Annotated in this window: 17 protein-coding genes and 1 pseudogene; 11 read left to right on the top strand and 7 right to left on the bottom strand. The window is 60.7% G+C overall.

All coding sequences use genetic code 11. From position 1 onward, the window contains the following. Nucleotides 1-36: 36 nt before the first annotated feature. Together HHL26_RS00550 and HHL26_RS00555 are read right to left on the bottom strand one after the other, a co-directional pair. Nucleotides 37-2,307 (bottom strand): TonB-dependent receptor, encoded by a 2,271-nt coding sequence (locus tag HHL26_RS00550; protein ID WP_346765553.1) that lies wholly within the window; start codon nucleotides 2,305-2,307, stop codon nucleotides 37-39. Nucleotides 2,308-2,663: 356 nt separating this feature from the next. Continuing rightward, complete coding sequence (locus HHL26_RS00555) at nucleotides 2,664-3,689, bottom strand: NAD-dependent epimerase/dehydratase family protein (protein WP_206377292.1); 1,026 nt, start codon at nucleotides 3,687-3,689, stop codon at nucleotides 2,664-2,666. Nucleotides 3,690-3,755: 66 nt separating this feature from the next. Here HHL26_RS00555 and HHL26_RS00560 point away from each other — a divergent pair, with 66 nt between their 5' ends. From HHL26_RS00560 to HHL26_RS00575, 3 genes and pseudogenes are all read left to right on the top strand, one after another. Then, nucleotides 3,756-4,409, top strand: a complete 654-nt coding sequence (locus tag HHL26_RS00560) for a TetR family transcriptional regulator (RefSeq protein ID WP_087575147.1) — start codon at nucleotides 3,756-3,758, stop codon at nucleotides 4,407-4,409. Nucleotides 4,410-4,937: 528 nt separating this feature from the next. Continuing rightward, a pseudogene (locus tag HHL26_RS24140) lies at nucleotides 4,938-5,108 on the top strand (cation transporter); the annotation flags it as partial. A gap of 115 nt (nucleotides 5,109-5,223) precedes the next feature. Then, nucleotides 5,224-6,513, top strand: a complete 1,290-nt coding sequence (locus HHL26_RS00575; RefSeq protein WP_169575675.1) for an MFS transporter — start codon at nucleotides 5,224-5,226, stop codon at nucleotides 6,511-6,513. A gap of 191 nt (nucleotides 6,514-6,704) precedes the next feature. Here HHL26_RS00575 and HHL26_RS00580 read toward each other — a convergent pair whose 3' ends face one another. The 3 genes from HHL26_RS00580 to HHL26_RS00590 all read right to left on the bottom strand — a co-directional run bounded on the left by HHL26_RS00580 (nucleotide 6,705) and on the right by HHL26_RS00590 (nucleotide 9,077). After that, a complete protein-coding gene (locus HHL26_RS00580) occupies nucleotides 6,705-7,085 on the bottom strand; it encodes an antibiotic biosynthesis monooxygenase family protein (RefSeq protein ID WP_169575676.1) in 381 nt (126 codons plus the stop codon). A gap of 55 nt (nucleotides 7,086-7,140) precedes the next feature. Beyond that, on the bottom strand, nucleotides 7,141-7,923 hold the full coding sequence (locus HHL26_RS00585; RefSeq protein WP_087575143.1) for a glucose 1-dehydrogenase: 783 nt from the start codon (nucleotides 7,921-7,923) through the stop codon (nucleotides 7,141-7,143). Nucleotides 7,924-8,078: 155 nt separating this feature from the next. Continuing rightward, nucleotides 8,079-9,077, bottom strand: a complete 999-nt coding sequence (locus HHL26_RS00590) for an NADP-dependent oxidoreductase (protein WP_206377293.1) — start codon at nucleotides 9,075-9,077, stop codon at nucleotides 8,079-8,081. Nucleotides 9,078-9,420: 343 nt separating this feature from the next. On the opposite strand from HHL26_RS00590, the gene HHL26_RS00595 reads away from it, so the two are divergent. The 3 genes from HHL26_RS00595 (at nucleotide 9,421) to HHL26_RS00605 (ending at nucleotide 15,064) form a co-directional block, all read left to right on the top strand. Continuing rightward, complete coding sequence (locus HHL26_RS00595) at nucleotides 9,421-11,853, top strand: TonB-dependent receptor (protein ID WP_169575677.1); 2,433 nt, start codon at nucleotides 9,421-9,423, stop codon at nucleotides 11,851-11,853. A 204-nt stretch (nucleotides 11,854-12,057) separates the two neighbouring features. Next, nucleotides 12,058-12,840, top strand: coding sequence for a glucose 1-dehydrogenase (locus HHL26_RS00600; protein WP_169575678.1), 783 nt, complete (start codon nucleotides 12,058-12,060; stop codon nucleotides 12,838-12,840). Between the two features lie 70 nt (nucleotides 12,841-12,910). After that, nucleotides 12,911-15,064 carry a PQQ-dependent dehydrogenase, methanol/ethanol family gene (locus HHL26_RS00605; RefSeq protein ID WP_169575679.1) on the top strand — a complete coding sequence of 718 codons (2,154 nt, stop codon included), beginning with the start codon at nucleotides 12,911-12,913 and terminating at the stop codon, nucleotides 15,062-15,064. A gap of 65 nt (nucleotides 15,065-15,129) precedes the next feature. Here the strand turns inward: HHL26_RS00605 and HHL26_RS00610 are convergent, their stop codons facing one another. Together HHL26_RS00610 and HHL26_RS00615 are read right to left on the bottom strand one after the other, a co-directional pair. Then, the gene (locus tag HHL26_RS00610) at nucleotides 15,130-16,407 is read right to left on the bottom strand and encodes an MFS transporter (RefSeq protein WP_169575680.1); all 1,278 of its coding nucleotides are present in this window, start codon (nucleotides 16,405-16,407) and stop codon (nucleotides 15,130-15,132) included. 122 nt (nucleotides 16,408-16,529) lie between these two features. Then, nucleotides 16,530-17,102 carry a gamma carbonic anhydrase family protein gene (locus HHL26_RS00615; protein WP_240962246.1) on the bottom strand — a complete coding sequence of 191 codons (573 nt, stop codon included), beginning with the start codon at nucleotides 17,100-17,102 and terminating at the stop codon, nucleotides 16,530-16,532. Between the two features lie 168 nt (nucleotides 17,103-17,270). On the opposite strand from HHL26_RS00615, the gene HHL26_RS00620 reads away from it, so the two are divergent. The 5 genes from HHL26_RS00620 to HHL26_RS00640 all read left to right on the top strand — a co-directional run bounded on the left by HHL26_RS00620 (nucleotide 17,271) and on the right by HHL26_RS00640 (nucleotide 25,205). Next, nucleotides 17,271-18,179, top strand: coding sequence for a LysR family transcriptional regulator (locus HHL26_RS00620; protein ID WP_169575681.1), 909 nt, complete (start codon nucleotides 17,271-17,273; stop codon nucleotides 18,177-18,179). A 365-nt stretch (nucleotides 18,180-18,544) separates the two neighbouring features. Then, nucleotides 18,545-19,492, top strand: coding sequence for a 2-hydroxyacid dehydrogenase (locus tag HHL26_RS00625; RefSeq protein ID WP_169575682.1), 948 nt, complete (start codon nucleotides 18,545-18,547; stop codon nucleotides 19,490-19,492). A gap of 264 nt (nucleotides 19,493-19,756) precedes the next feature. Continuing rightward, a complete protein-coding gene (locus HHL26_RS00630; RefSeq protein ID WP_169575683.1) occupies nucleotides 19,757-22,159 on the top strand; it encodes a TonB-dependent receptor in 2,403 nt (800 codons plus the stop codon). Nucleotides 22,160-22,529: 370 nt separating this feature from the next. Then, nucleotides 22,530-24,353: an NAD(P)/FAD-dependent oxidoreductase gene (locus tag HHL26_RS00635; RefSeq protein WP_169575684.1), complete on the top strand. Its 1,824-nt coding sequence runs from the start codon at nucleotides 22,530-22,532 to the stop codon at nucleotides 24,351-24,353. A 138-nt stretch (nucleotides 24,354-24,491) separates the two neighbouring features. Beyond that, the gene (locus HHL26_RS00640) at nucleotides 24,492-25,205 is read left to right on the top strand and encodes a dienelactone hydrolase family protein (RefSeq protein ID WP_206377294.1); all 714 of its coding nucleotides are present in this window, start codon (nucleotides 24,492-24,494) and stop codon (nucleotides 25,203-25,205) included. The last annotated feature ends 40 nt before the right edge of the window (nucleotides 25,206-25,245 follow it).

Here is a 25,245-nt window from a genome sequence, read left to right on the forward strand (position 1 = left end):
TCCTGTTCATTATTTCAATCGGATCCGCAGATCCGACTAGAAATGATAGCCCACAGACATGCCCACCTGGCGTCCCGGCTGATATTGACCGAGCGCGAGTGAGCCGATGATGGAGGACACGACAATGACATTGCCCTTCACCTGTTCGTCCGTCACGTTCTTGACGAACAGGCTGCCCGTCAAGCGCCCGTCCTCGCTCTCATAGTTCAGGAACAGGTTGAGCTTGCCCACCGATTTCTGGGAAGAGATCGGCAGGTTGAACTCGGTGAAATAGACGCGGGACTTCCAGTCGTAGCGGGCGCCGAAGGTGACTTTGCCCGATGAGGTCGCGAAGTCGTAATAGCCGCCAAGACTGCTCGTATATTTGGGCGACTGCGGCAACGCGTTGCCCGACAGGTCGAGCGAGCAGGGAACCGTGCCAACGCCGGTGCCCGGATCGCACGTGTTGGGCCGGGACGAGTCCGCCGTCTGGAACTGGTCGAACGTCGCATTCAGATAGGCGCCGGACCAGTCGATGCGGAACGCATCAGTCAGACGCAAGGAGGTTTCCAGCTCGACACCATAGACCGTCGCCTTGGCCGCGTTGGTCACGGAGGAGGAGACGCCGACGATCTGGTTCACCTGCAAGTCGTCATACTTCATGTAGAAGGCGGCAAGATTGGCTTGCAGTGCCCGGTTGAAGAAGTTGCCCTTCAGCCCTGCTTCATAGTTGGCATTGGTTTCCGGCCGGAAAGACGGAGCCAGGGTGCCCGCCGAATATCCGCCGCCCTTGAAGCCGGTCGAATATTTGAGATAGCCGTCGAGCGTCTGGCTGAACGCATATGAAGCGCCAATTTCGTAGGTCAGCCGGTCCCAATTCGAGGATGACGACTGGAGCGCGCCGCCATTGATGAAATTATTATACTGAACGATCGATTTCTTGTCGCGAGTGTAGCGCAGCCCGGCGAACAGCTTGAAATCGGGCGTGAAGGCATATTGGGCACGCCCGAACGCCGCGTAAGAGGTCGTGATGAGCGGAACGGCTCCGCCGAACACTGTGATGTCGTTGAGCACGACGCCGCCCCCTAACGGGGCTTCGGCGATGGGAACCTCGATTGCCTGTTCAAGATGCTCCCGGAAATAATTGACGCCGAGCAGATAGGTGAATGGCTTCGCATTGTCCGAGGTGTAGATCAGTTCGTTGTAGGTCTGGCGCGCCGTATTCTTGAAGGACGCATATGTATCCTCCGCCGCGGTGCCGTCGCCGTCCGATACATTCAGCAGCTTGGAGTCGGCATAGGAGAGGAGAGCCTTCAGGTTTCCGCCACCCAGCGCCCAGTTCAAGGTCAGGTTGGCATTGAAAGCGTGAACCTTGCGATAGTTGATGTTCGCGAACACTTCCCGCTTGCCGACATCACCACGCGACTGCCCGACGAGGATCGAAGGCAGCGGGATGGTCGAATCGGGCGTTCCTTCCAGGAAGCTCGCCGGCCCGTTGGAATCGTCGTTGGCATATTCGACCAGAACCCGCGCATTGAACGTGTCGGAAGGTACCCACTTGATTTGACCGCGGATGGACTGGTTCTTCGCGTCGTCCAGCCGGTTGGGGCCATTGGGAAGCAGATTGCGCGTGAACCCGCTATTATATGTCTGCTGCGCGGCTACGCGACCGCTGAGCGTCCCCGACTCGTTGAGCGCGCCGTTGACGAAGCCGGATAGCTGGAACAGGGCGGGGCTGACGCCCGCCGTCAGGTCAAAGCCGTAATGCGTCTCTGCCGTCGGTTCGTTCGGAACCACGTTGATGACACCTCCGGTGGCATTGCGCCCGAACAGGGTGCCCTGCGGTCCGCGAAGAATCTCCACCCGGGCGAGATCGAGGAAGGTGGCAAGGGTCAGCGAAGGCTGACCGATATAGACACCATCGGAATGGATCGCGACGCCCGAATCCTGGCCCGCGTTGATCTGCTGATTGCCGATGCCGCGAATCGTGATGTTCGACGAATTATAGCTGTTGCCGATCTGGATGTTCGGGCTTGGCCCGACCAGATCATTGAGGCTCTTCGTCTGGGCGGCCTCAAGCTTTTGTCCGGCATAGGCAGACACAGCGATGGGGGTCTTCCGAACCGTGTCGCTTCGGCGCGATGCAGTGACAATGATGTCGCCGAGGCTTTGCGACGATGCGTCTTGCGCGGGTCGCGCCGCACTGGCCGCCGGTTGTACCGGCGACACGTCCGCTTGAGCCAGCGCGGCGTGCGACGCACATGTTCCGCAGATGGCAACAATCAATCGATGACGCAATTTCCCCTCCTCATTCATTGGTGTCTCCATCTTTTAATGCGTCTCCGCATTCCTCTGGAATGATGGTTATTTGCAAAGCGGGGGTGATAATTTCTCGCACGAGCGTGAATGGAAAATCAGTCATCGACGAGGCTAGCAGGGAGTGCCTGGCGTTCGTCGTGGCGCGCAGTTCAAATATGAGGAACTGCTCGGCGGCGAAATCTTTTACAGCCTCGCGAGGCCGGGGTGCTGATCGAAGCTTAGCGGCGCCATTACAACACCGGCCGCCCTATATAGCGGCAGAGCATTGCAAACGGAGAAGGCGCCTCCAAAGCCCGAAATGCATTGGGTGGAGAGGACTTCGCGTTAAATTGACGGCGCTTTCAATGGCAACGGGTACTCGATGATCAGCCCGAGGCGCGCATTTTCGCCAAGCCTCCGGCCCAGTTCGTCACAGGCTGATAACCCAGTTCATCACGTGCCCTCTGGTTCGATACGGTGAAATCATAGCCTACCAGTCGAAGCATTTGCCGGGTCAGCGGCGGTTCACCCGATCGCCGGAAGGTCCGCCATATGAATTCCATAACCGTCGCCATTCGCCATGCCATGTCGAGAGGAGCGTTGGCGGCCTTCACTACAACGCCACGGGTGGAGAGTAGATCGGACAGCACTGCGCGCATCGACTGGTTCTTGCCGTCTGAAACGAAATAGGCGCGGCCTCCCGGCGATTTTTCGGCGGCCAGAATGGCGCATGCGCAAACATTGTCGACATGCGCTGTCGACATCATCTGTTCGCCGCCGGCCGGCCATCTGAACCGCCCCTCCGCAACATTTTTGACGATATTGTCGAGCATATGCATGCCCCGGCCCCAGATCATGGGCGGCATGATGACGGCCGTGCGAATGCCGGAGATCTTGTTCGCTTCCAAGACAAGTTCTTGCGCGCGCGCTTTGGTCGAAAGATAGGGCGCCCAGGACGGATAAGCGAGTGGCGTGTCCTCGGTTACGTCGCGCATCGGCTTTCCTTCGCCCATTACGACGCCAGCCGCGCTGATATACACGAAACACTCTACGCCTTCAGCCTGGGCGGCGGCCAGCATATTGGAAGTCCCTTCGATATTGACGCGCTCGAAGTCGGTAAGCGCGGCCCACATGGTAAACAGGGCAGCCGCATGAAAGACGAAGGCGGCGCCCGCCATCCCATCGCGAAGGCTGGCGAGATCGTTAAGATCGCCGGCGACCGGCTGGGCGCCGATCTCCCGCAGCGCCGCCGAATCGCCGGGTGAGCGATGCAACGCTCGCACGCTCCAGCCCTGCTCGACCAGATTCCGGACAAGGTGGCGCCCCAGCAGTCCGGTGGCCCCGGTCACGAATGCGGTTTTCATATCTCCGATCTCCACTAACTCAGCCGGAAATAGCCACGCATCATACAACTTACAATATTAGTTATATGTAAATTCCTTATTGCTGACGCTCGGGTTGTGGTGCATATCGCTCCGATGTCCGTGCAATCCGACCGGCCTCTCTCTGCCCTCACGGTGCTGGAAACCGCGAAGCGGCAGGTCCGCCGTTTCGGCGAAAGCAAGACCAATGTGGTCGATATTGCCCGCGCAATGGGCGTCAGCCACGCCGCGCTGTATCGCTTCTATCCTTCGAAGAGCGCGATCATGGACGCCATCGTTCAGGAAGCGATGGAAGACGAAGCCAGGCTGGCCGCCAAACATGTGGAGACGGACGGTCCCGCCGCCGAAAAGCTGACGGCGATGCTGCTCGACCTGCATCGTCGCAAACGCGAGCGGTTCGAGGGCGACCAGGAAATTCACAACCTGTATCGCCGCATCGTCGTGGAACGGCCTGACATGATCGCCGCCTATGCGGACCGCATCACGGCGTTGATCGCCCGCCTGATCGAAAAGGCGGTCCAGCGCGGCGAATGGAAGGTTGACGATGTGGATCTCGCGGCGGGCGTCGTTCGGGATGCCGGGATGATATATGTCCACCCCGCGTTCGTTGCGCAGCTTGTGGCCGCCGGAGCGCCAATCGAGGAGATGCTGCGCGCGACCATAGCCACACTGGCGCGCGCCTTCGAGGCGGGCATCCGCTACGCAGGCGGCGTGCATGTTGAGGGTGCCGCCGCGCCAGAGCCGATCTGAAGTGTCGCATGCGAACATCTATTTTCATGGCCCGGCGAGCGATCATTTCGATGGCGTCCGTTTCTTCAACCCGGGGGGAACCCGACACCGACAGGAGCCTGCTCGACCTGCTCCTCTGGCGGTGGAGATCACCGAAATCGTCGTGTCCGGCGGCAGTCCCGATGCGGTGCTTTTGTCTCACAACCATTATGGCCATCTCGATATACGGACGCTCCGGGCCTTGGAGGCGGGGCATGCGCCGTTGGGCATCACCCCACTGGGAAACGATGCCAGCATTTGCCGGCATGTGTCGGAGAGCCGCATAAGAACCGCGACTGGGGGACGTCATTCCTGTCGGTCCGACCTGCGAGGTTCACTCGTTCCGGCCAACCACTGGTCGTCTCGAGGCTCCGGCGACCGCCGGATGGCGCTATGGGGTGGCTTCATGATCCGCGCTGGTTCATGGCGGCCCAGCATGTGAACCTTGAAGAAGCCATCCAGATTCTGTGTGATCTCGAAGCGAAGGCCGCGATCGGCATGCACTGGGGCATCAGCGCTGATTTTGCCGACGACCAGCGCATGGGCCGGGCGGAAAGTCTGATCGAGGAGATGGAGAGCGAGATGAAGCGGGCGATTCCCGAACTCACCTCCATCTACATCCGTCCGGAAAAGCGGGAGGATGCCCTGGTCCTGCCGCGCCCCGCGCCTGATCCGCGATAGCGCCTAACCAGCGCGCTGGCTGGCCTGCATGTCCAGATTGCGCTAACTGGCCCCTTGACCTTGCCATGATGAACATCATCTAACGCCGGTCGATCGTTCCGGAACAGAGGCCTTCATGCTGTCAGCGACCCTCGCCCGCCATATGGGCGCGAGACATATTCATTATGGCTGGGCAGTGCTGGCCGCCACCTTTCTCACGATGCTGGTCGTCGCGGGGGCCGTGGGCGCGCCCGGCGTGTTCATCATTCCCTTGCAAAAGGAATATGGCTGGAGCGCGGCGGATATTTCAGGCGCGCTGGCCATCCGTTTCCTCCTCTTCGGCAGTATGGGGCCGTTCGCCGCCGCCTTCATGAACCGTTTCGGCGTGCGGCGGATGATGCTGATTTCGCTGTCCATCATCATCGTCGGCCTGTTGCTGTCGATGGGCATGACCGAGCTGTGGCAGCTCGTGCTGCTCTGGGGCGTCGTCATCGGTATCGGCACCGGCCTGACCGCGATCGTGCTGGGCGCCACCGTCGCCACGCGTTGGTTCACGCACAGGCGGGGTCTGGTCATGGGGCTGTTGTCCGCCAGCACGGCCACCGGCCAATTGGCCTTCCTGCCGCTGCTTGCCGGGCTGACGGAGCATTTCGGCTGGCGCGCTTCGGTCTTGCTGGTGTGCGGCGCAATTCTGCTGGCCGTCATGGTCGTGCTGCTGTTGATGCGCGACCGCCCCGCCGACCTCGGCCTGCCGCCCTATGGCGAGAGGGAGGTTCATCCCGCGCCGCCGCAGCCCGCCAGCTTCGGCGCCCTGCTGATGAGCCCGCTCCACATATTGGCCGATGCCGCGCGGGTGCCGAGCTTCTGGATATTGTTCTTCTCCTTCTACATTTGCGGCGCCAGCACCAACGGGCTGGTCCAGACGCATTTCATCGCGCTCTGCGGCGATTATGGGCTGGCGGCGGTGGGCGCGGCGTCGATGCTGGCGATGATGGGCCTGTTCGATTTCGCGGGTACGCTCGCGTCGGGCTGGCTGTCGGACAGGTTCGACAATCGCTGGCTGCTGTTCTGGTATTATGGGCTGCGCGGGCTGTCGCTGCTTTATCTGCCGTTCAGCGATTTCTCGCTCTACAGCCTGTCGGTCTTCGCGATGTTCTATGGCCTTGACTGGGTCGCCACGGTGCCGCCGACGGTCAAGCTGACGGCCCAGCGTTTCGGGCCGGAGCGGACCAATGTCGTGTTCGGCTGGATCTTCGCCGGGCATCAGCTTGGCGCGGCGAGTGCGGCGCTGGCGGGCGGCCTTTCCCGCACGGTCTGGCACAGCTATATGCCCGCCTTCGTGGCGGCGGGCATATTGTGCCTGATCGGCGCGGGACTGGTGCTGTTGATCAATCGCGGGCGGAGCAAGGCCTTCGCCCTCGCCTGAGCGGCTGCCGACACAGTCGTGTTTCTGTCGGCCCCTACCTATATTACTGGCGTCGTTCTTCCGGTCAGCGGCGGCAATCGCCTGACGACCATGCCGATGGCTCACGAGATGAACGCTGTCATCGTCGATTATTTCACGAAGCCCAACTGACGATTGAGGGGGGCGTGGGGTGATATAGCGAGCATTATGCTCTAATGGGTCGGCTCGGTTGCTTCTTTGAGGTCAGTGCCGAACGCCGGCGCCGTCTCGTAATTCTGGTCGATGCTCATCATCATCGGCCGTATCTTGACCATCGCCGCAGTGAAGATGTCGCCGCTGGTTGCCTCGACGTGGAGTTGCTTCGACTGCCATATCTCAGTCAACCAGATCGCATCCGCGTTTTTCGGATCCTTGGCGACGACGAGGTCGATACAGCCTTTCATTCCGGCCAGCGGACGCATGGCTTCGATCAGCGCATCACGCTGGCCGGGCTTGGCGATAATGTGTGCAATTACGCCGTCATACTCTGCCAGAGCAGGCGTTGCCGCCATCAGCGCAGCACCTATGGCGATAGCGATCTTCGTCTTGATCATGACGCGTCTCTCCTCTTCCAATTGGCTGCTGCTTGCTCAGCCTTTTATTTCGTTATCACAACGCGGTGTAACCGCCGTCGACCGTGATGCAAGCGCCCGTCACGAAGGAGGCTGCGTCGGACAAGAGCCATGCGGCAGCTTCCGCGATCTCGGCCGGTTGTCCGACCCTGCCGATAGGATGTTTCGCCGCGATGAAGGCACGAATATCCTCATTGCCGTCCACCAGCTTGAGGAACATCGGCGTTTCCGTGGCACCCGGGACGATCGCATTCACGCGGATCCCCTTGTCGCTCACCTCGGCGGCGGCCGCGCGGGTGATGCCGATGACGCCATGTTTGGCGGCGACATAGTCTACCGACATCGGAAAACCTGCCACGCCGGAGACCGACGACGTGTTGAGGATGGCCCCTCCGCCATGCGCCAGCATGTGCCCGATCTGATGCTTTACGCAGAGGAACACGCCGGTCTGATTGACCGCGACCCCGCGTTCCCACTGTTCGAGCGGAAAGTCGTTGAACGGCGTGAGGCCCGTTTCCGTCCCGGCATTGTTGAAGGCGGCATGAAGCCCGCCGAAGGTCGAAACCGCGAAATCGATCAGCGCCAACACATCATCCTCATGCGTGACGTTTGTTCGCTTGAACGCCGCGTCGCCGCCCGCGTTTCGGATTTCCGCCACCAGATCCGTGCCCTGACCCTCGTCCAGGTCAGCGATCACCACGCTGGCGCCACGCGCGGCGCATAGGCGGGCGGTGGCTTTGCCGATGCCCCCGGCGGCACCGGTAATCACCACGGTTCGCCCCGTCAGCCCGACCTTGTCGAACGCGGCTGTCTTTGTCATCCTGACTTACTCCTGCATCTGATATGTCTTTGCCGTTCCATGTCGCGTTCGGTTTCGCGCTATCGCCGCGAAAAAATATGTCCACGACTGGTTGGCCGCGCCAACCCGGGAGATCGCGCTTCCACGGGATGGGCGCGGCGTTCGAGCATCCGTTTCTACCCGACCGTGAGCACGATCTTGCCCTGGATATGTCCGGCAGCGGCGCGCTCATGGGCCTTTTGCGCGTCCGCCAGCGGATAGATGCTGTCTATGCCGACGCGAATCGTGCCCGCCTCGATCAGTTTCCCCAGTTCCGCTAGCTGCGGGCCGTTCGAGCGCACCTGCGTTGCCGAAACCGTGACGCCAAGCTTCTCTGCTTCGTCGGCACCTGAAAATCCCAGGGGGAATATTGGGAACAGGGCACCGCCGCGCTTCAATGTGGGCAGGAACCGGGCGGTGGCAGGGCCGCCGACGGCATCGACCACGAGATCGATATCATGCGTAACATCTTCCGGCGGAGTCTTAGTGTAGTCGATGAACTCGTCGGCACCGAGCGCACGAAGAAACGACTCATGTTTGCCCGATGCCACCGCGATGACGCGAGCGCCTTTCAGTTTCGCAACCTGGACAGCGAAATGCCCGACGCCGCCCGCAGCGCCGTTGACCAGCACGGTCTTGCCATCGAGCGGCACCGAACGATGCATTTCGGGTTGCAGCGGGTTGGGATGATCGTGCCCCAGTTCGACCAGAAATTGCCACGCCGTCATCAATGCCATCGGCGCCGCCGCGGCATGGATATGATCGACACTCGCAGGCTTGAGGGCAACTTCCGCTGCCGGCACCGTGACATATTCCGCATAGGCGGCGCTGTCGCCGAAGCTTGGGAAGCGAACCATGCTGAATACTTCATCACCGATGGAGAAGTCCTTCACGTCGGAAGCGACGGCTTCGACGACGCCTGAAATGTCCGTTCCGAGGATGACGGGAAATGGCACGGGCGGCCGCCATTCGGGCGGAAGCATTTTGTAGCCGTCACGCAGATACCAGTCGGGGGGATTGATCCCGGCGGCCTTGACGCGGACGCGCACCTCGCCCGATTTCAATTCGGGGATTGGAGCGTCCTCGTAGCGCAGCACTTCGGGGCCGCCGAATTCATGTTGACGAACCGCCTTCATCCTATTTTCCGGCATCAATTAATATCCCTTCATCCTATGTCGCGTTTCTGATCGGAACGATGATCCGAATCATGTGGAGCAGTGCTCCGATTGTCAAGAAAGCCCTGTTTGCCAGCGCGCGTCCGGCGGAGCCGGCCATTGGCATGGCCTAATCATAAGAGCGATCCGAACATCTGAATGCTGGCGGCATCTATACCAGCTTTTGTCCGATCCTGCCCGCCCGCAGCCAAGATGAGGGCTATGCCGAGGTGAGATTGGTGAGCGCGAAATGAGCCGTCTATCCATCTGTTCAGCTACAGCCCCGCGCAAGATGTGGGACGAGCATCAGGAGGGGGACGACCCAATGAAGACCAGGCACGGTATTTTAGCCTCGTCGGTCAGCGCCTTTGCGCTGTTGCTGACGAGCCCGATGGTTGCGCATGCATCTGCGGTCGATGAAATGCATGCGGCGGACCCAGCCGGCGATCAAGAGCGGGCGCTGCCGGAGGCGGAACAGCTGGGAGGTGGTGACATCGTGGTCACTGCGCGACGCAAGGCGGAAAGGCTGATCGACGTGCCGGTCGCGGTGTCGGCCCTGTCGCCCGAAACCCTGACCCGGAACAACATCACCAGTCTCGCACGCGTCGCGGAGATCGTGCCCTTCGTGACGTTGCAGCCCGTGCCGGCCGGTGCGGGTGGGCTTTTCGCCATCCGCGGCATCGGTTCGCCTCCAGCCGATCCAGGCATTCAACAGAGCGTGCTCGTGAATGTCGACAATGTGATGATCGGCCGCGGCCGCGCCGCCCAGGCGGGGTTGTTCGACCTCGCCCAGATCGAAGTGCTCAAGGGGCCGCAGGCCCTGTTCTTTGGCAAGAATTCGCCCGCGGGGGTCATTTCCGTGACCACCGCCGATCCAGGTAAAACCTTGTCCGGCTTCGTCCGCGCGGGTTATGAATTCGTGGCGGATGAACGCTATGTGGAAGGCGCGATCGGGGGACCGGTGACGGATACGCTGGGCATAAGGGTAGCCGGGCGGTACAGCTTCATGAAGGGCTATCTCAGGAATATCGCGCAGCCCGGAGCCTTCCCTTGCGCGGGCGCTGGTTGCGCATTTGCGCCCTGGGTCGCCGCCGGCGCCACTATCCCCGGAGCGGATCACAAGCGGCTGCCGCACGGAAGCGATTGGGGCGGACGCATCACCGCCGTCTGGTCGCCAACAAGCGATTTCACGGCTAAGCTCAAATATAGCTACGGCGACAATCAGGTCGCCACCTATTATGATCCCTTCTGCGGAAGGGGGTTGACCCATCTGACCGCGCTCGGCTTCACCGACCTTCAAAGCGACTGCAAGTTCGACCGGCAGATGGCCGTAAGCGCTCTGCCGTCGCTCATCACCGCCAACATGAAGGGCGCCAATGGCGGTGTTCCCTATACCGACGTCAAGACCCATGTCGCGTCGCTCAATATGGACTGGAACATCAACGACAGCTTGTCGCTGTCGTCGATCACAGGATATTATAAGCTGGACAGCGCCAATTCCTTCGTGCTGAACCTCAGCGCCATCCCCGCATTTTATCTTATCGCTTTTGAGCGCTCCAAGGGGATTTCGCAGGAGCTTCGGCTTTCGAGTAACTATGACGGGCCGGTCAACTTCGTCATCGGTGGCTTTGCCGACCGCATTTCCCAGTTCAACAATAGCTCGGTCGTGTTCGCGCGCAGTGCGGTGGATCCGGCTACCGGACGCTACTATACCTTCGACCGTTTCAGCAAGTTCATCGCAAAGTCACGCTCCGCATTCGGTCAGCTTCGGTGGAATATTCTCGACAATCTGGAACTGGCGGCGGGCGCTCGCTATACGCGCGAAACCCGAGATTCCGTTGACGGCAATATCTATGTCAATCCCAATGGTCCGGCGACTTTGCGGCCGGCCGGCGATCTCTTCGGTCGCTCGCTGACCAATTCCAACTGGTCGCCGGAAGCGACGCTGACCTGGCATCCGTCTCCCAATCAGACGCTCTATGGTGCCTACAAGACCGGATACAAGTCGGGCGGATTTTCCTATCCCACGGTACTCACCAAGGTCTTCACCCTGGCCAATACCGTCTTCAAACCCGAACGATCCAAAGGGTTCGAAGTGGGCTACAAGGCGCAGTTGCTGAACAGGCGTCTCACGATACAGGCGGCTGCCTATACGACCCTGTACCAGGACATGCAGGTCAGTACGTTCGATCAGGCGACCGTCAGCTACATCGTCGGCAATGCCGCCAAATCGCGGGTCAAGGGCATCGAACTCCAGGCGACCGCGACCCCCGTCGACGGTCTGCAACTGCGGGGGAGCATCGGCTATAATGACGCGCATTACCTCTCCTACCCTCGGGGCGGCTGCCCCGCGGGCTTTGGTCCGGCGCAAGGCTGTGTGGGCGGTTTCCAGAATCTGAGCGGCCGTCAATTACCGCGCGCGCCGAAGTGGCAGGGCAATGCGGGGTTCACTTACGAGGCTCCGGTCGCCGATGGCTTCAAGGTCGAATTCAATGGCGACGCCTTTTATTCGTCCCGCTTTTTCCTGCAGGACAATCTCGACCCCTTTGCCGTGCAGAGTTCCTATTGGAAGCTGAATGCCGGCGTTTCGGTAGGCCCGGAAGACGGCAAGTGGAAATTGTCGCTCATCGGCCGCAATCTCACCGACGAGCTGGTCGCCAGATATTCCAACGACATCGCCGGGGCGGCACCCGGCAACCATGCGGGCACGCCGGAGCGTCCAAGGGAAATCGTGATCGAGGGCCGCTTCAACTTCTAGAGCGTTTTCTAAGCAGATAGAATCATCTGCTGACTCGGAAAACGCGGCAAAACAAAGGTCTAGAGCAGCCGATCCGATGCAATCGGGTCGGATTCTGCTCTAGGATCGGCGAGCGGAGCCTGTAGGCGGGCATCCTAAAATGGGGCGCCCGCCACCGCTCGCTTCGACCGTTGGGCATTATTAAAGTGAGCGGAGAGCGGGAGCATGACGACGATAGCGGCGTTCGACAGGGCCGGACTGGACGACCGGGTGATAACTGTCACGGGGGGCGCCGCAGGCATCGGCAAGGCGGCCGCGCGACTGTTCGCGGCTCGTGGCGCCAGCGTGGTGATCGCTGACCTGGGTGAGGATGCCGGAGCCAAGGCGGTAGCCGAGATCCAAGCTGCAGGCGGTCGCGCGGCATTCATACGGACCGACGTCACCTGCGAGGAGGACGTGCAGGCGATGATCGGTTTTGCGGTATCGACCTTCGGCGGGCTTCACGGCGCCTTCAACAATGCCGGCATCAACCAGGGGCCTGCCGCCTTGAGCGACGTTGCGCTCGAACGATGGCAAAGAGCTCTCGCGGTCAATCTGACCGGCATATTCCTGTGCGTGAAACATCAGCTTCGTTACATGCTGGCGCATGGCGGCGGCGTGATCGTCAATAACGCGTCGGTTTCCGCCCTTGTCGGCGTCGTGATGTCGGTCGACTATGTCGCGACGAAGCATGGCGTCCTGGGGGTGACGAGGGCTGCCGCGTCCGAAGTGAGCGGGAAGGGCATCCGCGTGAATGCGATCGCTCCCGGCGCCACCGAAACGCCGCTGTTTCTGGAGGCCGTGAAGGGACAACCCGGCCTGCGCGAAATGGTCGAAGCCGGACATCCGATCAACAGGATCGCCAAGCCCGAAGAGATTGCCGAGACCGCCGCATGGCTCATGTCCGACGCGGCCTCGTTCGTGACTGGCGCCTGCATCGCCGTGGACGGCGGCTATACCGCGCTGTGATGCCTGCCGTCGCTGCATTCAATCGAGGCTCGATCTTGCCTGTCATGGAAGAGGGCCAGGAGACCATCAGATGCTGAGCACCCGTTCCAAAACCGTACGTCAAAGCCTTTCGAAACGGGTGCTCGCGGCGATGCCCTTATGCGCGGTTGCGGGCATGATCGTCGCGTGCACGCCGCGGAACGAGGTTGCGGCTGGCGATCGGCGCCTGCTCGACGCCGCCAAGGAACCACAGAATTGGCTGGTGAACGGGGGCGGATATGCGGGACGCTACTGGTCGGAACTCGACAAGATCAATTTGAACAGCGTCAAGGATCTCAAGCCTGCCTGGTCCTTCGACTTCGACACGACGCGCGGACAGGAATCCGAACCGCTGGTGGTCGATGGCGTGATGTATGTCACCAGCGCGTGGAGCAAGGTGTTCGCGCTGGATGCGGCGACGGGCCGGCTGATATGGTCTTATGATCCCAAGGTGCCTGGCGAGGCGGGCGTCTATGCCTGTTGCGACGTCGTCAATCGCGGCGCTGCCGTCTATGACGGCAAGGTCTATGTCGGCACGATCGATGCGCGGCTGATTGCGCTCGACGCGAAGACCGGAAAGCCCGTCTGGAGCGTGCAGACCGCGGACAACGCGAAAAGCTACACGATCACGGGAGCGCCAAGGGTGGTGCGGGGCAAGGTCATCATCGGCAATGGCGGCGCGGAGTTCAGCGCGCGCGGCTTCGTCACGGCCTATGACGCGCAGACGGGCAAGCTGGTGTGGCGCTTCTATACCGTGCCGGGGCAGACGGGAAAGCGTGACGGTGCCGCGTCCGATGCCGTCCTGGAGAAGTTGGCCAGGCCGACCTGGTTCGGCAACAAATATTGGCAATATGGCGGGGGCGGGACGGCCTGGAACGCAATATCCTACGATCCCGAACTCAATCGGCTCTATGTGGGGACGGGCAACGGCAACCCGTGGGATCATGTGCGTCGCTCGGAAGGGCGGGGGGACAATCTGTTCCTTGCATCGATCCTGGCGCTGGATCCCGATACGGGGCGTTATATCTGGCATTATCAGGCGAACCCCGGCGAGAGCTGGGACTATAATTCGACTCAGCCGATGATCCTTACCGACCTGGCCTTCAAAGGCGTGACCCGCAAGGCGCTGCTCCAGGCGCATAAAAACGGGTTCTTCTACGCCATCGACCGCACCACCGGGAAACTGATCTCGGCTGACGCGCTGGTTGACGGGATCAGCTGGGCGAGCAGGATCGACACTGCTACCGGCCGTCCGGTCGAAAATCCCGGCGCCCGTTATCTTGACGGACCATCGGTTGTGAAGCCGGCTGCCTTTGGTGCTCACACCTGGCATCCGATGGCGTTTGATCCGGCGAAGGGCTTGGTTTATCTGACGGTGAACCACAATGCCATGATCTTCAGCCGCCAGGCGGGTTACAAACATGAGGCGGGCGGCGTGCCCAATACCGGGGTGGATTATCTCGCTCCGCACGGCGACAGGCTGCGGCTGCCAAAATTGCCCAATCCGCCCTATGAATTGCTGGCTTGGGATCCGCGCTCGCAGAAGGCGGCGTGGCGCGTGCCGGTCAGCGATGCCGCCGGCGTGCTCGGAACGCGCGGTGGCCTGATCTTCCTGGGGGGAGGAGTCGGCATCGGTTATTTGCGGGCAGTCCGGGCCGATAACGGCGCCGAGGTCTGGCGATACCATTTGCCCAACGGCGTCATGGCGGTGCCGGTCAGCTATGCCGTGAACGGTGAGCAGTTTGTCGCCGTTTCTTCGGGTGCGCGCGCGCAACTCTTCACGCCCACGGGCTATGTGCCGCATGTCGGCCGCGTCGTCGCCTTCAAATTGGGCGGCAAGGCGCGGCTTCCGGCCGATCCCCCGCTTGCCGGTCCGTTCAACGCGTCGTCGGTTTCCTGGCCGGCCGCGCGGATCGCTGAAGGAAGCGCGATATATGCGCGCTATTGCAGCCGGTGCCATCTGCCGCCGGCGATGGCCGGCAATGTCATTCCCGATCTGCGCCGCTCCGGGACGCTGCAGGACCCCGCGACATGGAAAGCGGTGGTGATCGATGGCATTTTGAAGAACAACGGCATGATCGGATGGGGGAAATATCTGTCAGCGGAACAGGCGGAAGCCATCCGGATATTCGTCGATTCCGAGGCGCAACGCGCGCGGGCATCGTCGGCAAAGCCTGCGCCTCCATCGGCCGGCCCCCTGCAATAAGGTCGCAGGCGAGCCCAGAGATCGGCTGAGCGCTGCCGTGTGGTCGTCGAGGGGCGCTGAAGCACTTATTCGGCAAGGACAGGCGTGTGCTGCTGCGATGCCGCCTCATGCGCGTCCATGTCGAGATCAGGCATCAAGGCCATCAGAAGGCCGGCAAGCAGGAAGAAGATGCCGCACAGCCCGATGCTGGTCGACAGGCTGAAAGACGTGGCGATCTCTCCCAGGACGAAAGGCGCGAAAGCGGAAACGCCCCGTCCGACATTGAAGCAGAATCCCGCGCCCGTCGATCGGATATGCGCGGGAAAAAGGGCGGAAAAATACGTCCCGAAAATCCCGAAATAGGCAAAGAAGAGGGCAACGATCGGGCCGAACCAGAGGAGCAGCGTCAAATCCCTGATCTGGGCATAGATCGGCAATAATATGGCTGTTGCAGCGAAGCAGAACAGAATCGTCTTCTTGGCGCCCATCCGGTCGGCGACGAACCCGAAAAACTGATAGCCGACGAACATGCCGATGTTCATGACGATAAGGAATGTCGTCATTGCGGCCGGATCCAGCCCGCGTTCCCTGACGAGATAGGTCGGCAGCCAGGTGTTCGTTCCCCAATAGCCGGTCAGAGCGCATGCGGCGATCGATGTAGCCAGTAACGTGCGGCGCCACCGGCCCTGAGAAAATATCTCGCTCAAGGAAACAGCCTGGTTGCCGACGGCGATGTGGCGTCGCGTCCTTTCCTCCTGCCAAACCCTGGATTCAGGAACGGCGGCCGCAACAAAGACGACCGCGACCAGCGCCAGGCCGCCCGAAAGGAACAGCCCCCTCCATCCATGTCCGGGCAGCAGGATGTGCGCCAAGAGAGCCGCGAGGATGAAGCCAACGGGCCAGGCGCTGAGGACGAAGGCACTGGCGCGACCGCGCAAATGCCGTGGCCAGCTTTCGTTGACCAAGGCAGAGACAATCCCCCACACCCCGCCCAGACCCAGGCCGGCCAGCAATCGCAGGACCATCATGTCCCACCAGCCGCGCGCGAACGCGATTGCCATGGTGAACAATGCGAAGATCAGGACACTGACGATCAAGGCGGGCCGGCGACCGTAATTGTCGGCATACCAGCCGAGCAGAAGGCTGCTGAGGCCCACGCCGATCATGCCGGCCGTGCCGATCAGTCCCGCTTCGCCGAGACCCAGGCCGAAGTCGCCCACAATCGCCGGGAGAGCGAGCGCGAGGATCATGAAATCGACGGCATCGAAACCGTAGCACAGGAAGCATCCCGCCAGCGTGACCCAACGCGCGCTTCTGCCGGAACCGCCGTTGTGAAAGTCGCCTTCCTTCCGATCCGTCGTCATCCGTAAAATCCCATCCCGTCGTGCTTTTGTTTTCGGCTGTGGTCGGCACTGCATTTGCGCGTGTTTGCCGACCGCAGCCTATTCTGTCATTATAGCGCACGCTTCAGCGCACGCGCGTAATATCAGCTGGCGGCAAGACGAAATTCGCGCGCCAGTTGCGCATAGTGATGCACACCGGACTGGTTGCGGATCAGCTCGGCCTGCGACATCTCACGCAGAAGCTTGGCCGGGCGTCCGACCCACAGCTCGTTTGATCCAATGCGCTTGCTGGGGGTCAGCATCGCGCCTGCGGCGAGCATGCCGCCCGGTTCGATCACGCTGCCGTCCATGACGATCGCCCCGATCCCGACGAAGCTCCCGGACATCAATGTGGATCCGTGGACCATCGCCATATGGCCGACGAGCACGTCTTCGCCGATGTCCGTGGGATAGCCCGGATTGGCGCCATCGGCCGCGTCGCAATGGATGACGCTGCCATCCTGGATGTTCGATCGCGCGCCGACCCGGATGCAATTGGAGTCCCCTCGCAGGACGCAATTATACCAGATGCTGGCGTCCGGGCCGATCTCGACATCCCCGATGATATGGCAGCCCGGAGCGATCCACGCGGTAGGGTCGATCCTCGGCGTCTTCCCCCGGAAAGGAACGATGTTGATGCGATCCATCCGCATTTCGCTGCCCTTATGCTGACCCATGTCACAAGTCGATTTTGATGATGACTCTGGCGGAGCCCTAGTATTGGAACAAATCCGAAAAGATGGATTGGAGCGATCCTGAAGGAGCATGACGGGAAAGTTGCATCATGCTAAAAACGGAACGGTTCTTGTCGTTGTATGGGATTCGAGATGAGAGTTGGCCTGAGCATGCGCCATCTGGAGATATTCCAGCAAGTGACCCACCATGGTGGCTTCAACCGGGCTGCAGCACATCTGCACATCGCCCAGTCGGCGCTTAGCCGCCATGTTCAGCAACTCGAAGCGGACCTTGGCGTTGCCTTGTTCGAGCGTAGCGGTCGCGGCGTACAACTTACTCCGGCCGGCGAAATTCTAGCTCAGCGCGTGGATTCGCTCCTGCGGCAGTTTCGACAGACCCGTGAGGAACTGGTTGCGAAAGCCGACCTCCCCAGGGGCGAACTGGCCATCGGTCTGCCTCCGTCCATGCGGGCTATCGCGACGCGTTTGCTTGCCGAATATCGCAAGGCCCATCCCGACGTTGCACTCACGATCTGGGTCAGCACCAGCATCGAACTGCGCGAATGGTTGCTCAGTGGCCATGTCGATGTGGCGATATTCGGCATTCTGGAACCGGAAACGGTCCTGGAATCCTATCCATTCCAGCGGGACCAGGTCTACGCGCTTGGAGCCGCGGGATCAGAGCTGAACGGGCAGGCCATCGATATGCGTACCTTCGCCAAGCTACCGCTCATCCTGACAAGCCGTCCGAACAGCATGCGCCTTTTGATCGACAATGCGGCGCAACGTCTTAATCTGTCGCTTGATGTCGTCATGGACGTGAACTCCATTCCGCTGCTGATCGATCTCGTGCGTAACGGGCTGGGCTATACGGCCCTTCCATCCAGCGCGATCCAGGAAATCCAGCAAAGTGAAGCCTTTACCTGTTCGCCGCTGAAGCAAACTTCCTATAGCTGGACGGTCAGCAATTCTCGCGAGCGTCCTCTCTCCGCCGCCGGCCGGCGGTTCCGCAGCATGGTGCTCGATCTTGCAGGTGATCGCGACATCGTGCACGCCTTGGAAGATCGGCCTGTCATATAACCGAGTGGGTCGGCGTGCTGTTTTTGTCAGCAGTTTACGCCGGTTGCACAAGCGAATCAGCGGCCCCCGTGCTGTTCGCAGACGGCATCGCCCATGATGTCCAATCGCCAACGGGGATTGGCCTGATCTGGAATCCGCATTGATCCCGATCCGATCGAGGGCGCTATAAAAGTCGCGGCGCGCAGCAATGGCGCGTTCTGGCGAGCAGACAGTGGGGCTCAGATGGCGATCCATTCCAAATCCGATTTCTGGCAAACGATCGGAACGGACGACGCCCTGCTCATCGGATGTGACGTTCTTGCCGGAACAGGTCGCAGCGCGGCATCCCGCGACGATTTTTCCGGGTCGATCGATCACGGTGCCATATGCTTGCGCGGGTAGCATTGCTGGGCGAGATCGATGCGCGCACCTTCGCCGTGCTTGATGATCGGTACGGCGTGCTGCGTATGCCGCCGGCCTGCGACGGCATCCATCGAGGATTGGCGGCATGCCAGGTACTTGTGACCAACGGTGTTGAAGGTGTAACCGAAAGCGAGCTCGATCGACTGCCGGCACTGAAGCTCATCGCAAGCCTTGGCAGCAGTGCTGATACCGTCGCCCTGGATGCTTGCCGCGCGCGCGGTATCCAGGTGACCAACACGCCGGGTGTCCTGGCGGAAGATGTCGCCGATCTCGCGCTTGGCCTGTTGATCGCCGCAGTACGCCGAATTTGCGTAGGTCATGATTTCGTCCGCAGCGGGCAATGGTCGAACAGACGCATGCCGCTCACGGGATCGCTTCGCGGGGCTCGGGTCGGCATTTTGGGGCTCGGCAGGATCGGATCGGCGCTCGCCCGTCGTTGCGTCGCATGCGAAATGGAAGTGTCCTATCATGGACGTAACCGCAAAGCTGACGCGAACTATCGGTTCTGGCCGGATCTGCTGAGCATGGCTGACGCCTGCACGATATTGATCGCTTGCTGCCCCGGCGGCGAATCTACGCACGGCCTGATTTCGCGTGAGGTGCTGAGTGCGCTTGGACCGCAGGGCACCTTCGTCAACGTGGCGCGGGGCAACATCGTCGATGAGCAGGCAATGATCGAACTGCTCGAAACCGGTCGGCTTGGCGCTGCCGCGCTCGACGTGTTCGAAAATGAACCGCATGTCCCGGAGGCGTTGACCGCGCTCGACAATGTCGTGCTGCAGCCGCATCAAGGCAGCGCGACGGCGAGTGCTCGCCATGCGATGAGCAACCAACTCATCGAAAATGTGGACGCCTTCTTTGCGAACCGGCGTCTGTTGACGCCTGTTACCGATGATTTTGAGGGTGACTGACTTTAGGGTGGGGACTCATTTGGTCCACCAGGCGACGAGAGCGATGGCGGCAGAATCTGCGCATCCTTCGGAACGAGGTGCGCTGCAGCGCTCCAAGCCCCCCGATGTCGGCGACTTCTGGGCGATTATCCTCGCCCTTCGCCACGCCCTCAAGATGAGGGTGATGCTAAGGTGAGATTGGAATCCGCAACCCGTGCGGCTTAGAAAGGATAGGTCGAAACCCGCGAGCCAAAGCAGGCGGGGGCAAATAGGGGAGGTGGAGGAATGATGAGCAACAAGGACAATAGATATCCGTCCCGGCAGATCGCGCAGCGTGTCGCGCCATGGATGTACGGTATCGCGGTAGGGGCGCTCCTGGCGCCGCAGGCTCATGCCCAGAACGCCATCCCTGCCGAGCAGGGCAGCGCCTCTGTGGCGTCGGAGGGCCAGCAAGCCGCCGATCTGGCTATCGGCGATATCATCGTTACGGCGCAGAAGCGCTCTGAGTCCGTGCAAAGGACGCCGATCGCGATCACCGCCATTGGCGGCGAGAATTTGCGCAGCGCGGGCATCTCGAGTGTGGCGGCTCTCACCCAGAGCGTGCCGGGTCTCCAACTGGGTAAATTCTTCGGCGTGCCTGGCGTGACGCTACGCGGCATCACCCTCAATGCGCTCAATTTCGGCGTGGAAAACCCGATCGCGTTCCATACGGACGGCATCTATTATGGCCGCCCCGCGACGGCGCTCAGCGGCTTTTACGACATCGAGCGGGTCGAAGTGCTTCGCGGTGCGCAGGGCACGCTTTACGGGCGCAATGCCACCGGCGGCTCGATCAACATCATCACGGCCGATCCGACCGCCCATCTTTCGGGCTATGCTCAGCTAAATTACGGCAACTATGACCATCTCGCCGTTGAGGGGGCCGTCGGTGGACCGCTCTCAGAGAAGGTTCAGGTCCGCATCGCGGGGCGCTGGGACTATCACGACGGTTATGGCGTGAATGAGGCGACCGGCAGGAAGATCGACGACAACCGGGAACGGGCGATCCGCGGCAAGGTGAAGATCCTGCCGACGGAGGATCTCACCATTCTCCTGGCTGCCGATTATTATCGGTCGAAGACGCATCCCGGGATCCATTTTCAGGGCACCATCTCAGGCGGCCCGCTGTGGGGCGCCGTTCCTCCCGCTTTCCTCGCCGGTTTCGTTCCCGGCGCGGCTCCGACCAAGCTTCGCAATATTTCCCAGGAATATGATCCCACCAGCGACAGCACCTTCTGGGGTCTGAGTTCCACTATCAATCTGGATCTGGGGTCCATTAGCCTGCGCTCGATTACCGGCTACCGGAGTTCGAAGTCGGCATCCTTGGGCGATGTCGACCTGACAAGTGCATCGCTGATCTCACCGTCCAAGGTTGCCGACGATGCCACCCAGTTCAGCCAGGAATTGCAGATCATCGGCGAGGGAGACAGCGCGCACTGGATCGTCGGCGGCTATTATTTCCATGAAAAGGATGACGGATCGTTGACGAGCGGTTTCAGCAACGTCTTCCTTCCGCTGTTCGGCGCCCCGACCCCGGCCACCATCTACAACACGCAGGGTCTCTATACCGGCTCCCAGATCAAGACGGACGCCTACGCGATTTTCGGGCAATATACGCGCAAGTTCACCGATCAATTGAGCGTCACGCTGGGCGGTCGCTACAGCATAGAGACAAAATCGACGATCAACCAGAATGTGGTCGATTTGTTCTCGCCGTTTGATCTTTCTTCCATGGGAACCTTGCCCGCCACGCTCGCCATTCAATGCGGAGCCGGTCTTCCGACGATCGGTTATGCGGGCAGCGGTGTCCCGTGCGACCCGAAGCATACATGGAAGGCTTTCACGCCGAAAGTGGGCATCGATTTCCAGATCACGCCGCAGACGCTGTTCTATGCGTCGTACACGAAGGGCTTCAAGAGCGGCACCTATAATTTCGGCGTCGTGCAGGATGCCGTGAAGCCCGAGAAGCTCGACGACTTCGAAGTCGGCATCAAGAGCACGTTGCTGGACGGGCGTCTGCGCGCCAATCTGGCCGGCTTCTATTATAATTACAAGGATGTGCAGGTCTATAATACCAGGCCGACGCAGACCGTTCTCGAAAATGCGGCGGCTGCGAAAATCTACGGCCTGGAAGCGGAAGTCATCGCCAAGCCGACGCAGGCATTGCAGTTCGATCTGAACGGGTCCTGGTTGCATACGGAATATTCGAAATACGTCGCCTTCGATCAGTTGCGGCCGGGCGGCGACGGCGTCACGACCGATGCGGATGGGCAGCCCGCCTTCAATCTGAAGGGTAATTCGTTGCCGCAGGCGCCGCGTCTGTCCGGTCGTCTGGGGGCGGCTTACACCCTGTCTTCAGGCATGGGCGACTTCACCTTGCGCGGCGAGGCGGTGTACACAAGCAAGCTTTACATCACGCAATATAATACCGATCCGGTCGGCGCGGTTAAGGCGCGCACGCGCTTCAACCTGTCGCTCAATTTCGACGCTGGTGACGGGCATCTCTATGCGAGCCTCAATGCCAAGAATCTTGGCAACAAGGTGAAAGTGATCAACGGCTATGCGGGGTCGCCGCTCGCGGGTGGCGCAATCTCGGGATATCTGGAAGCGCCGCGAACGGTCGATTTCACCATCGGGTATAAGTTCTAGGTCTGATGACCTGGGGAGAAATATCTTTGTACGATCCGCGGTCGTGGTTGCGCAACAGCGCAACCACGAAGCGGTTTGCGACGCCACTGACCCGCCGAAACAGGTTCGGCACAAGCGCCGTCGCATGCATGCCAACGCACCCGGAGACATATATGCAGCTTGACAAACGGAGCACTGCTCCGTATTGTCGAGACACAGCTTGGTTGCCCCATGCCGTCACCCACGGGAGCGCAGCGCGATGCGGGCTGGGACAATGAAAATGGTTCGGCCGAGCATCGCGGTCGCCTAGGCCCGCTGGCTCTCAGCGAGGGACGGCTTCCACAAGTGACGCGACATTCAAGCTCAAGCTTAGAGACGGAGATCTGGGAATATGTCTGATGATAAGGTGGGCACCATAGACACGGTCGCCCTTCGCGCCAAATATAACGCCGAGCGCGACAAGCGCATGCGTAAAGATGGCGAAGCGCAATATATGGCGCCGGTGGGCGATCATGATCGATACATCACGCTTGATCCCTTTGCGCCGGAAACCAAGGAGCGCGCGCCGCTTACCGATGAGGTGGAAGTCGTCGTTCTAGGTGGTGGCTGGACCGGTCTGCTGACATCGGTACGGTTGACGGAGGCGGGTGTTAAGGACATCCGCATCATCGAAGACGGGTCTGACTTCGGTGGCACTTGGTATTGGAATCGCTATCCCGGCGCGCAGTGCGACATCGAAAGCTATGTCTACATTCCGCTGCTTGAAGAAACCGGTTACATGCCCAAGGAGAAATATTCCTACGCGCCCGAGATGTACGAGCATGCTCAGCGTATCGCCAAGCAATATGATCTTTATGACAAGGCGGTCTTCCAGACGCGGGTCACGGAAGTCCGCTGGGATGAACCGAGCAAGCGCTGGATCGTCAGCACCAATCGCGGAGACAAGATTAAGGCGCGCTTCTTCATCTGCGCCATCGGTCCATTTTCGCGGCTGAGGCTGCCCAATATCCCGGGATTCGACGATTTCGAGGGCCACAGTTTCCACACCAGCCGCTGGGATTTCGACTATACCGGCGGCGATCATAGCGGCAACCTGACCAAGCTGGCCGACAAGAAGGTGGCCATCATCGGCACAGGGGCGACGGCGGTCCAGGCCGTTCCCTATCTGGGTGAATGGGCCAAGCATCTCTATGTGTTTCAGCGCACGCCATCGTCGGTCGATGTGCGCGGCAATAAGCCGACGGACCCCGAATGGGTGAAATCATTGAAGCCGGGCTGGAAGCGGGAACGCAGCGATAATTTCAATACCGTTGTTCGGGGGGAACCCTTCGAGGTCGATCTCGTCAATGACGGTTGGACCGACATATTCCGCCGGGTTCCTATCGTTCATGCAGTCGGCGCGGTCGAACAGGCCAGCAAGGATGATCTGGGGGAGCGTCAGGACCGGCTTGAGATCGCGGACTTCGAGAAGATGAACGAAATCCGGGCGCGTGTGGACGAACTCGTCCACGATCCCGAGACGGCCGAGGCGTTGAAGCCCTGGTACGCTCAATTCTGCAAGCGGCCATGCTTCAACGACAATTATCTCCCGACTTTCAACCGGCCCAACGTCACGCTCGTGGACGTCAGCGCCTCACGCGGCGTCGAGCGCATCACGAAAAATGCCTTGATCGCCAACGGTAAGGAATATGAGGTCGATTGCATCATCTACGCTACCGGCTTCGAGGTAAGCGGCACGTACCGCAGGCGGTACGGGTTCGAAGCCTATGGCAAGAACGGCCTGGATCTGTACGACCATTGGGGCAAGGGCATACGAACCCTTCATGGCCATTCCGTGCATAATTTCCCGAATTTCTTTGTTGTCGGGCTTACGCAAGTGGGCGGATCGTGGAACTATTGCGCCATCGTCGATGAGGTGGCGAAGCAGGTTTCCTACATTCTTGCCGAAACCCAAAAAGCCGGGCCCGAGGCCGTTGTCGAAGCTACCGAAGAAGGCGAAGATGCGTGGGTCAGGGAAATTCGCTCCCACGCCGGTTACAACGACAAGTTCCTGGAGAGTTGCACGCCCGGATATTATAATAATGAAGGTCAGTTTAAAGAGTCGATCGCAACCTTCTCGGGCGATTATTATGCGCCCGGCTCCAATGCTTTCAATAAAATCCTGGAAGATTGGCGAGCGGCGGGCCGTCTGGAAGGAATAGAAATCAGAAAATAATCGCGGCATATCCATCAGCGGAGGCGCCGGCTGTGTCCGACGTTCCGCTGACGGCATTGGCTTTGGTAGGTCAGGACGCCGGCCTTTTCGAAGATATCACCGCAGCAGTTCAATGATGTGGCGCAAAGAGAGGATTTGATGGCTATGACTACGCGCGAACTTTCCTACCAGGCCGATGGCCGGGAGATGATTGGGAGCTTTTACGCGCCTGAAGGGGGCGGTCGGCACAAGGCCGTTCTGGTTTGCCACGAAGGGACGGGCCTGAGCGACACGACACGCGATGTCGCGAAACGGCTCGCGGGCCTGGGCTATGCCGCTTTTGCGCTGGATTTCCATGGCGGCGGGAAGCCCCTGCCGATGGATCAGTTGATGTCGCGGGCCGGCGAATTGTTCGGAGACTCGCCCCGCTTCCGCGCGATCGGCAAGGCCGGGCTGGACGTCCTGCTGGCACAACCGGAGGTGGATAGCGCCAATGTCGCCGTCATCGGCTATTGCATGGGCGGGGCATTGGCATTTGAACTGGCGCGCGAGGGTATCGACCTGAAGCTCGCCGTCGGCCTTCACGCCAATCTCGTGACCGGGATGCCCGCCGCAAAGGGTGCGGTGAAGGCGAAGATCCTGGCCTTGACCGGTGCCGACGATCCCATCGTCGACGCAGCGCAACGCGCGGCCTTCGAGGAGGAAATGCGCGCGGCGGAGGTGGACTGGCAGTCGTTCGTCTATGGCGGCGCCAAGCACAGCTTCACCAATCCGAACGCCGGTGACATGGGCCATCCAGGCATCGCCTACGATAAAAAGGCGGATGCGCGGTCCTGGAAGGCGATGATGAACGCCTTCGACGAAGCGTTCTGAACCGGTGGAGCGGGCTTCGGACGGGCGCAGGCCGAAGTCG

The organism is Sphingobium sp. TB-6, assembly GCF_012927365.1.
Lineage (GTDB): Bacteria > Pseudomonadota > Alphaproteobacteria > Sphingomonadales > Sphingomonadaceae > Sphingobium.

Coding starts and splice junctions, on each gene's coding strand:
- HHL26_RS00550 (WP_346765553.1), bottom strand. CDS start 2,307: ATGGAGACACCAATGAATGAGGAGGGGAAATTGCGTCATCGATTGATT.
- HHL26_RS00560 (WP_087575147.1), top strand. CDS start 3,756: ATGTCCGTGCAATCCGACCGGCCTCTCTCTGCCCTCACGGTGCTGGAA.
- HHL26_RS00575 (WP_169575675.1), top strand. CDS start 5,224: ATGCTGTCAGCGACCCTCGCCCGCCATATGGGCGCGAGACATATTCAT.
- HHL26_RS00580 (WP_169575676.1), bottom strand. CDS start 7,085: ATGATCAAGACGAAGATCGCTATCGCCATAGGTGCTGCGCTGATGGCG.
- HHL26_RS00585 (WP_087575143.1), bottom strand. CDS start 7,923: ATGACAAAGACAGCCGCGTTCGACAAGGTCGGGCTGACGGGGCGAACC.
- HHL26_RS00590 (WP_206377293.1), bottom strand. CDS start 9,077: ATGAAGGCGGTTCGTCAACATGAATTCGGCGGCCCCGAAGTGCTGCGC.
- HHL26_RS00595 (WP_169575677.1), top strand. CDS start 9,421: ATGAAGACCAGGCACGGTATTTTAGCCTCGTCGGTCAGCGCCTTTGCG.
- HHL26_RS00600 (WP_169575678.1), top strand. CDS start 12,058: ATGACGACGATAGCGGCGTTCGACAGGGCCGGACTGGACGACCGGGTG.
- HHL26_RS00605 (WP_169575679.1), top strand. CDS start 12,911: ATGCTGAGCACCCGTTCCAAAACCGTACGTCAAAGCCTTTCGAAACGG.
- HHL26_RS00610 (WP_169575680.1), bottom strand. CDS start 16,407: ATGACGACGGATCGGAAGGAAGGCGACTTTCACAACGGCGGTTCCGGC.
- HHL26_RS00615 (WP_240962246.1), bottom strand. CDS start 17,102: ATGGGTCAGCATAAGGGCAGCGAAATGCGGATGGATCGCATCAACATC.
- HHL26_RS00620 (WP_169575681.1), top strand. CDS start 17,271: ATGCGCCATCTGGAGATATTCCAGCAAGTGACCCACCATGGTGGCTTC.
- HHL26_RS00625 (WP_169575682.1), top strand. CDS start 18,545: ATGCTTGCGCGGGTAGCATTGCTGGGCGAGATCGATGCGCGCACCTTC.
- HHL26_RS00630 (WP_169575683.1), top strand. CDS start 19,757: ATGATGAGCAACAAGGACAATAGATATCCGTCCCGGCAGATCGCGCAG.
- HHL26_RS00635 (WP_169575684.1), top strand. CDS start 22,530: ATGTCTGATGATAAGGTGGGCACCATAGACACGGTCGCCCTTCGCGCC.
- HHL26_RS00640 (WP_206377294.1), top strand. CDS start 24,492: ATGGCTATGACTACGCGCGAACTTTCCTACCAGGCCGATGGCCGGGAG.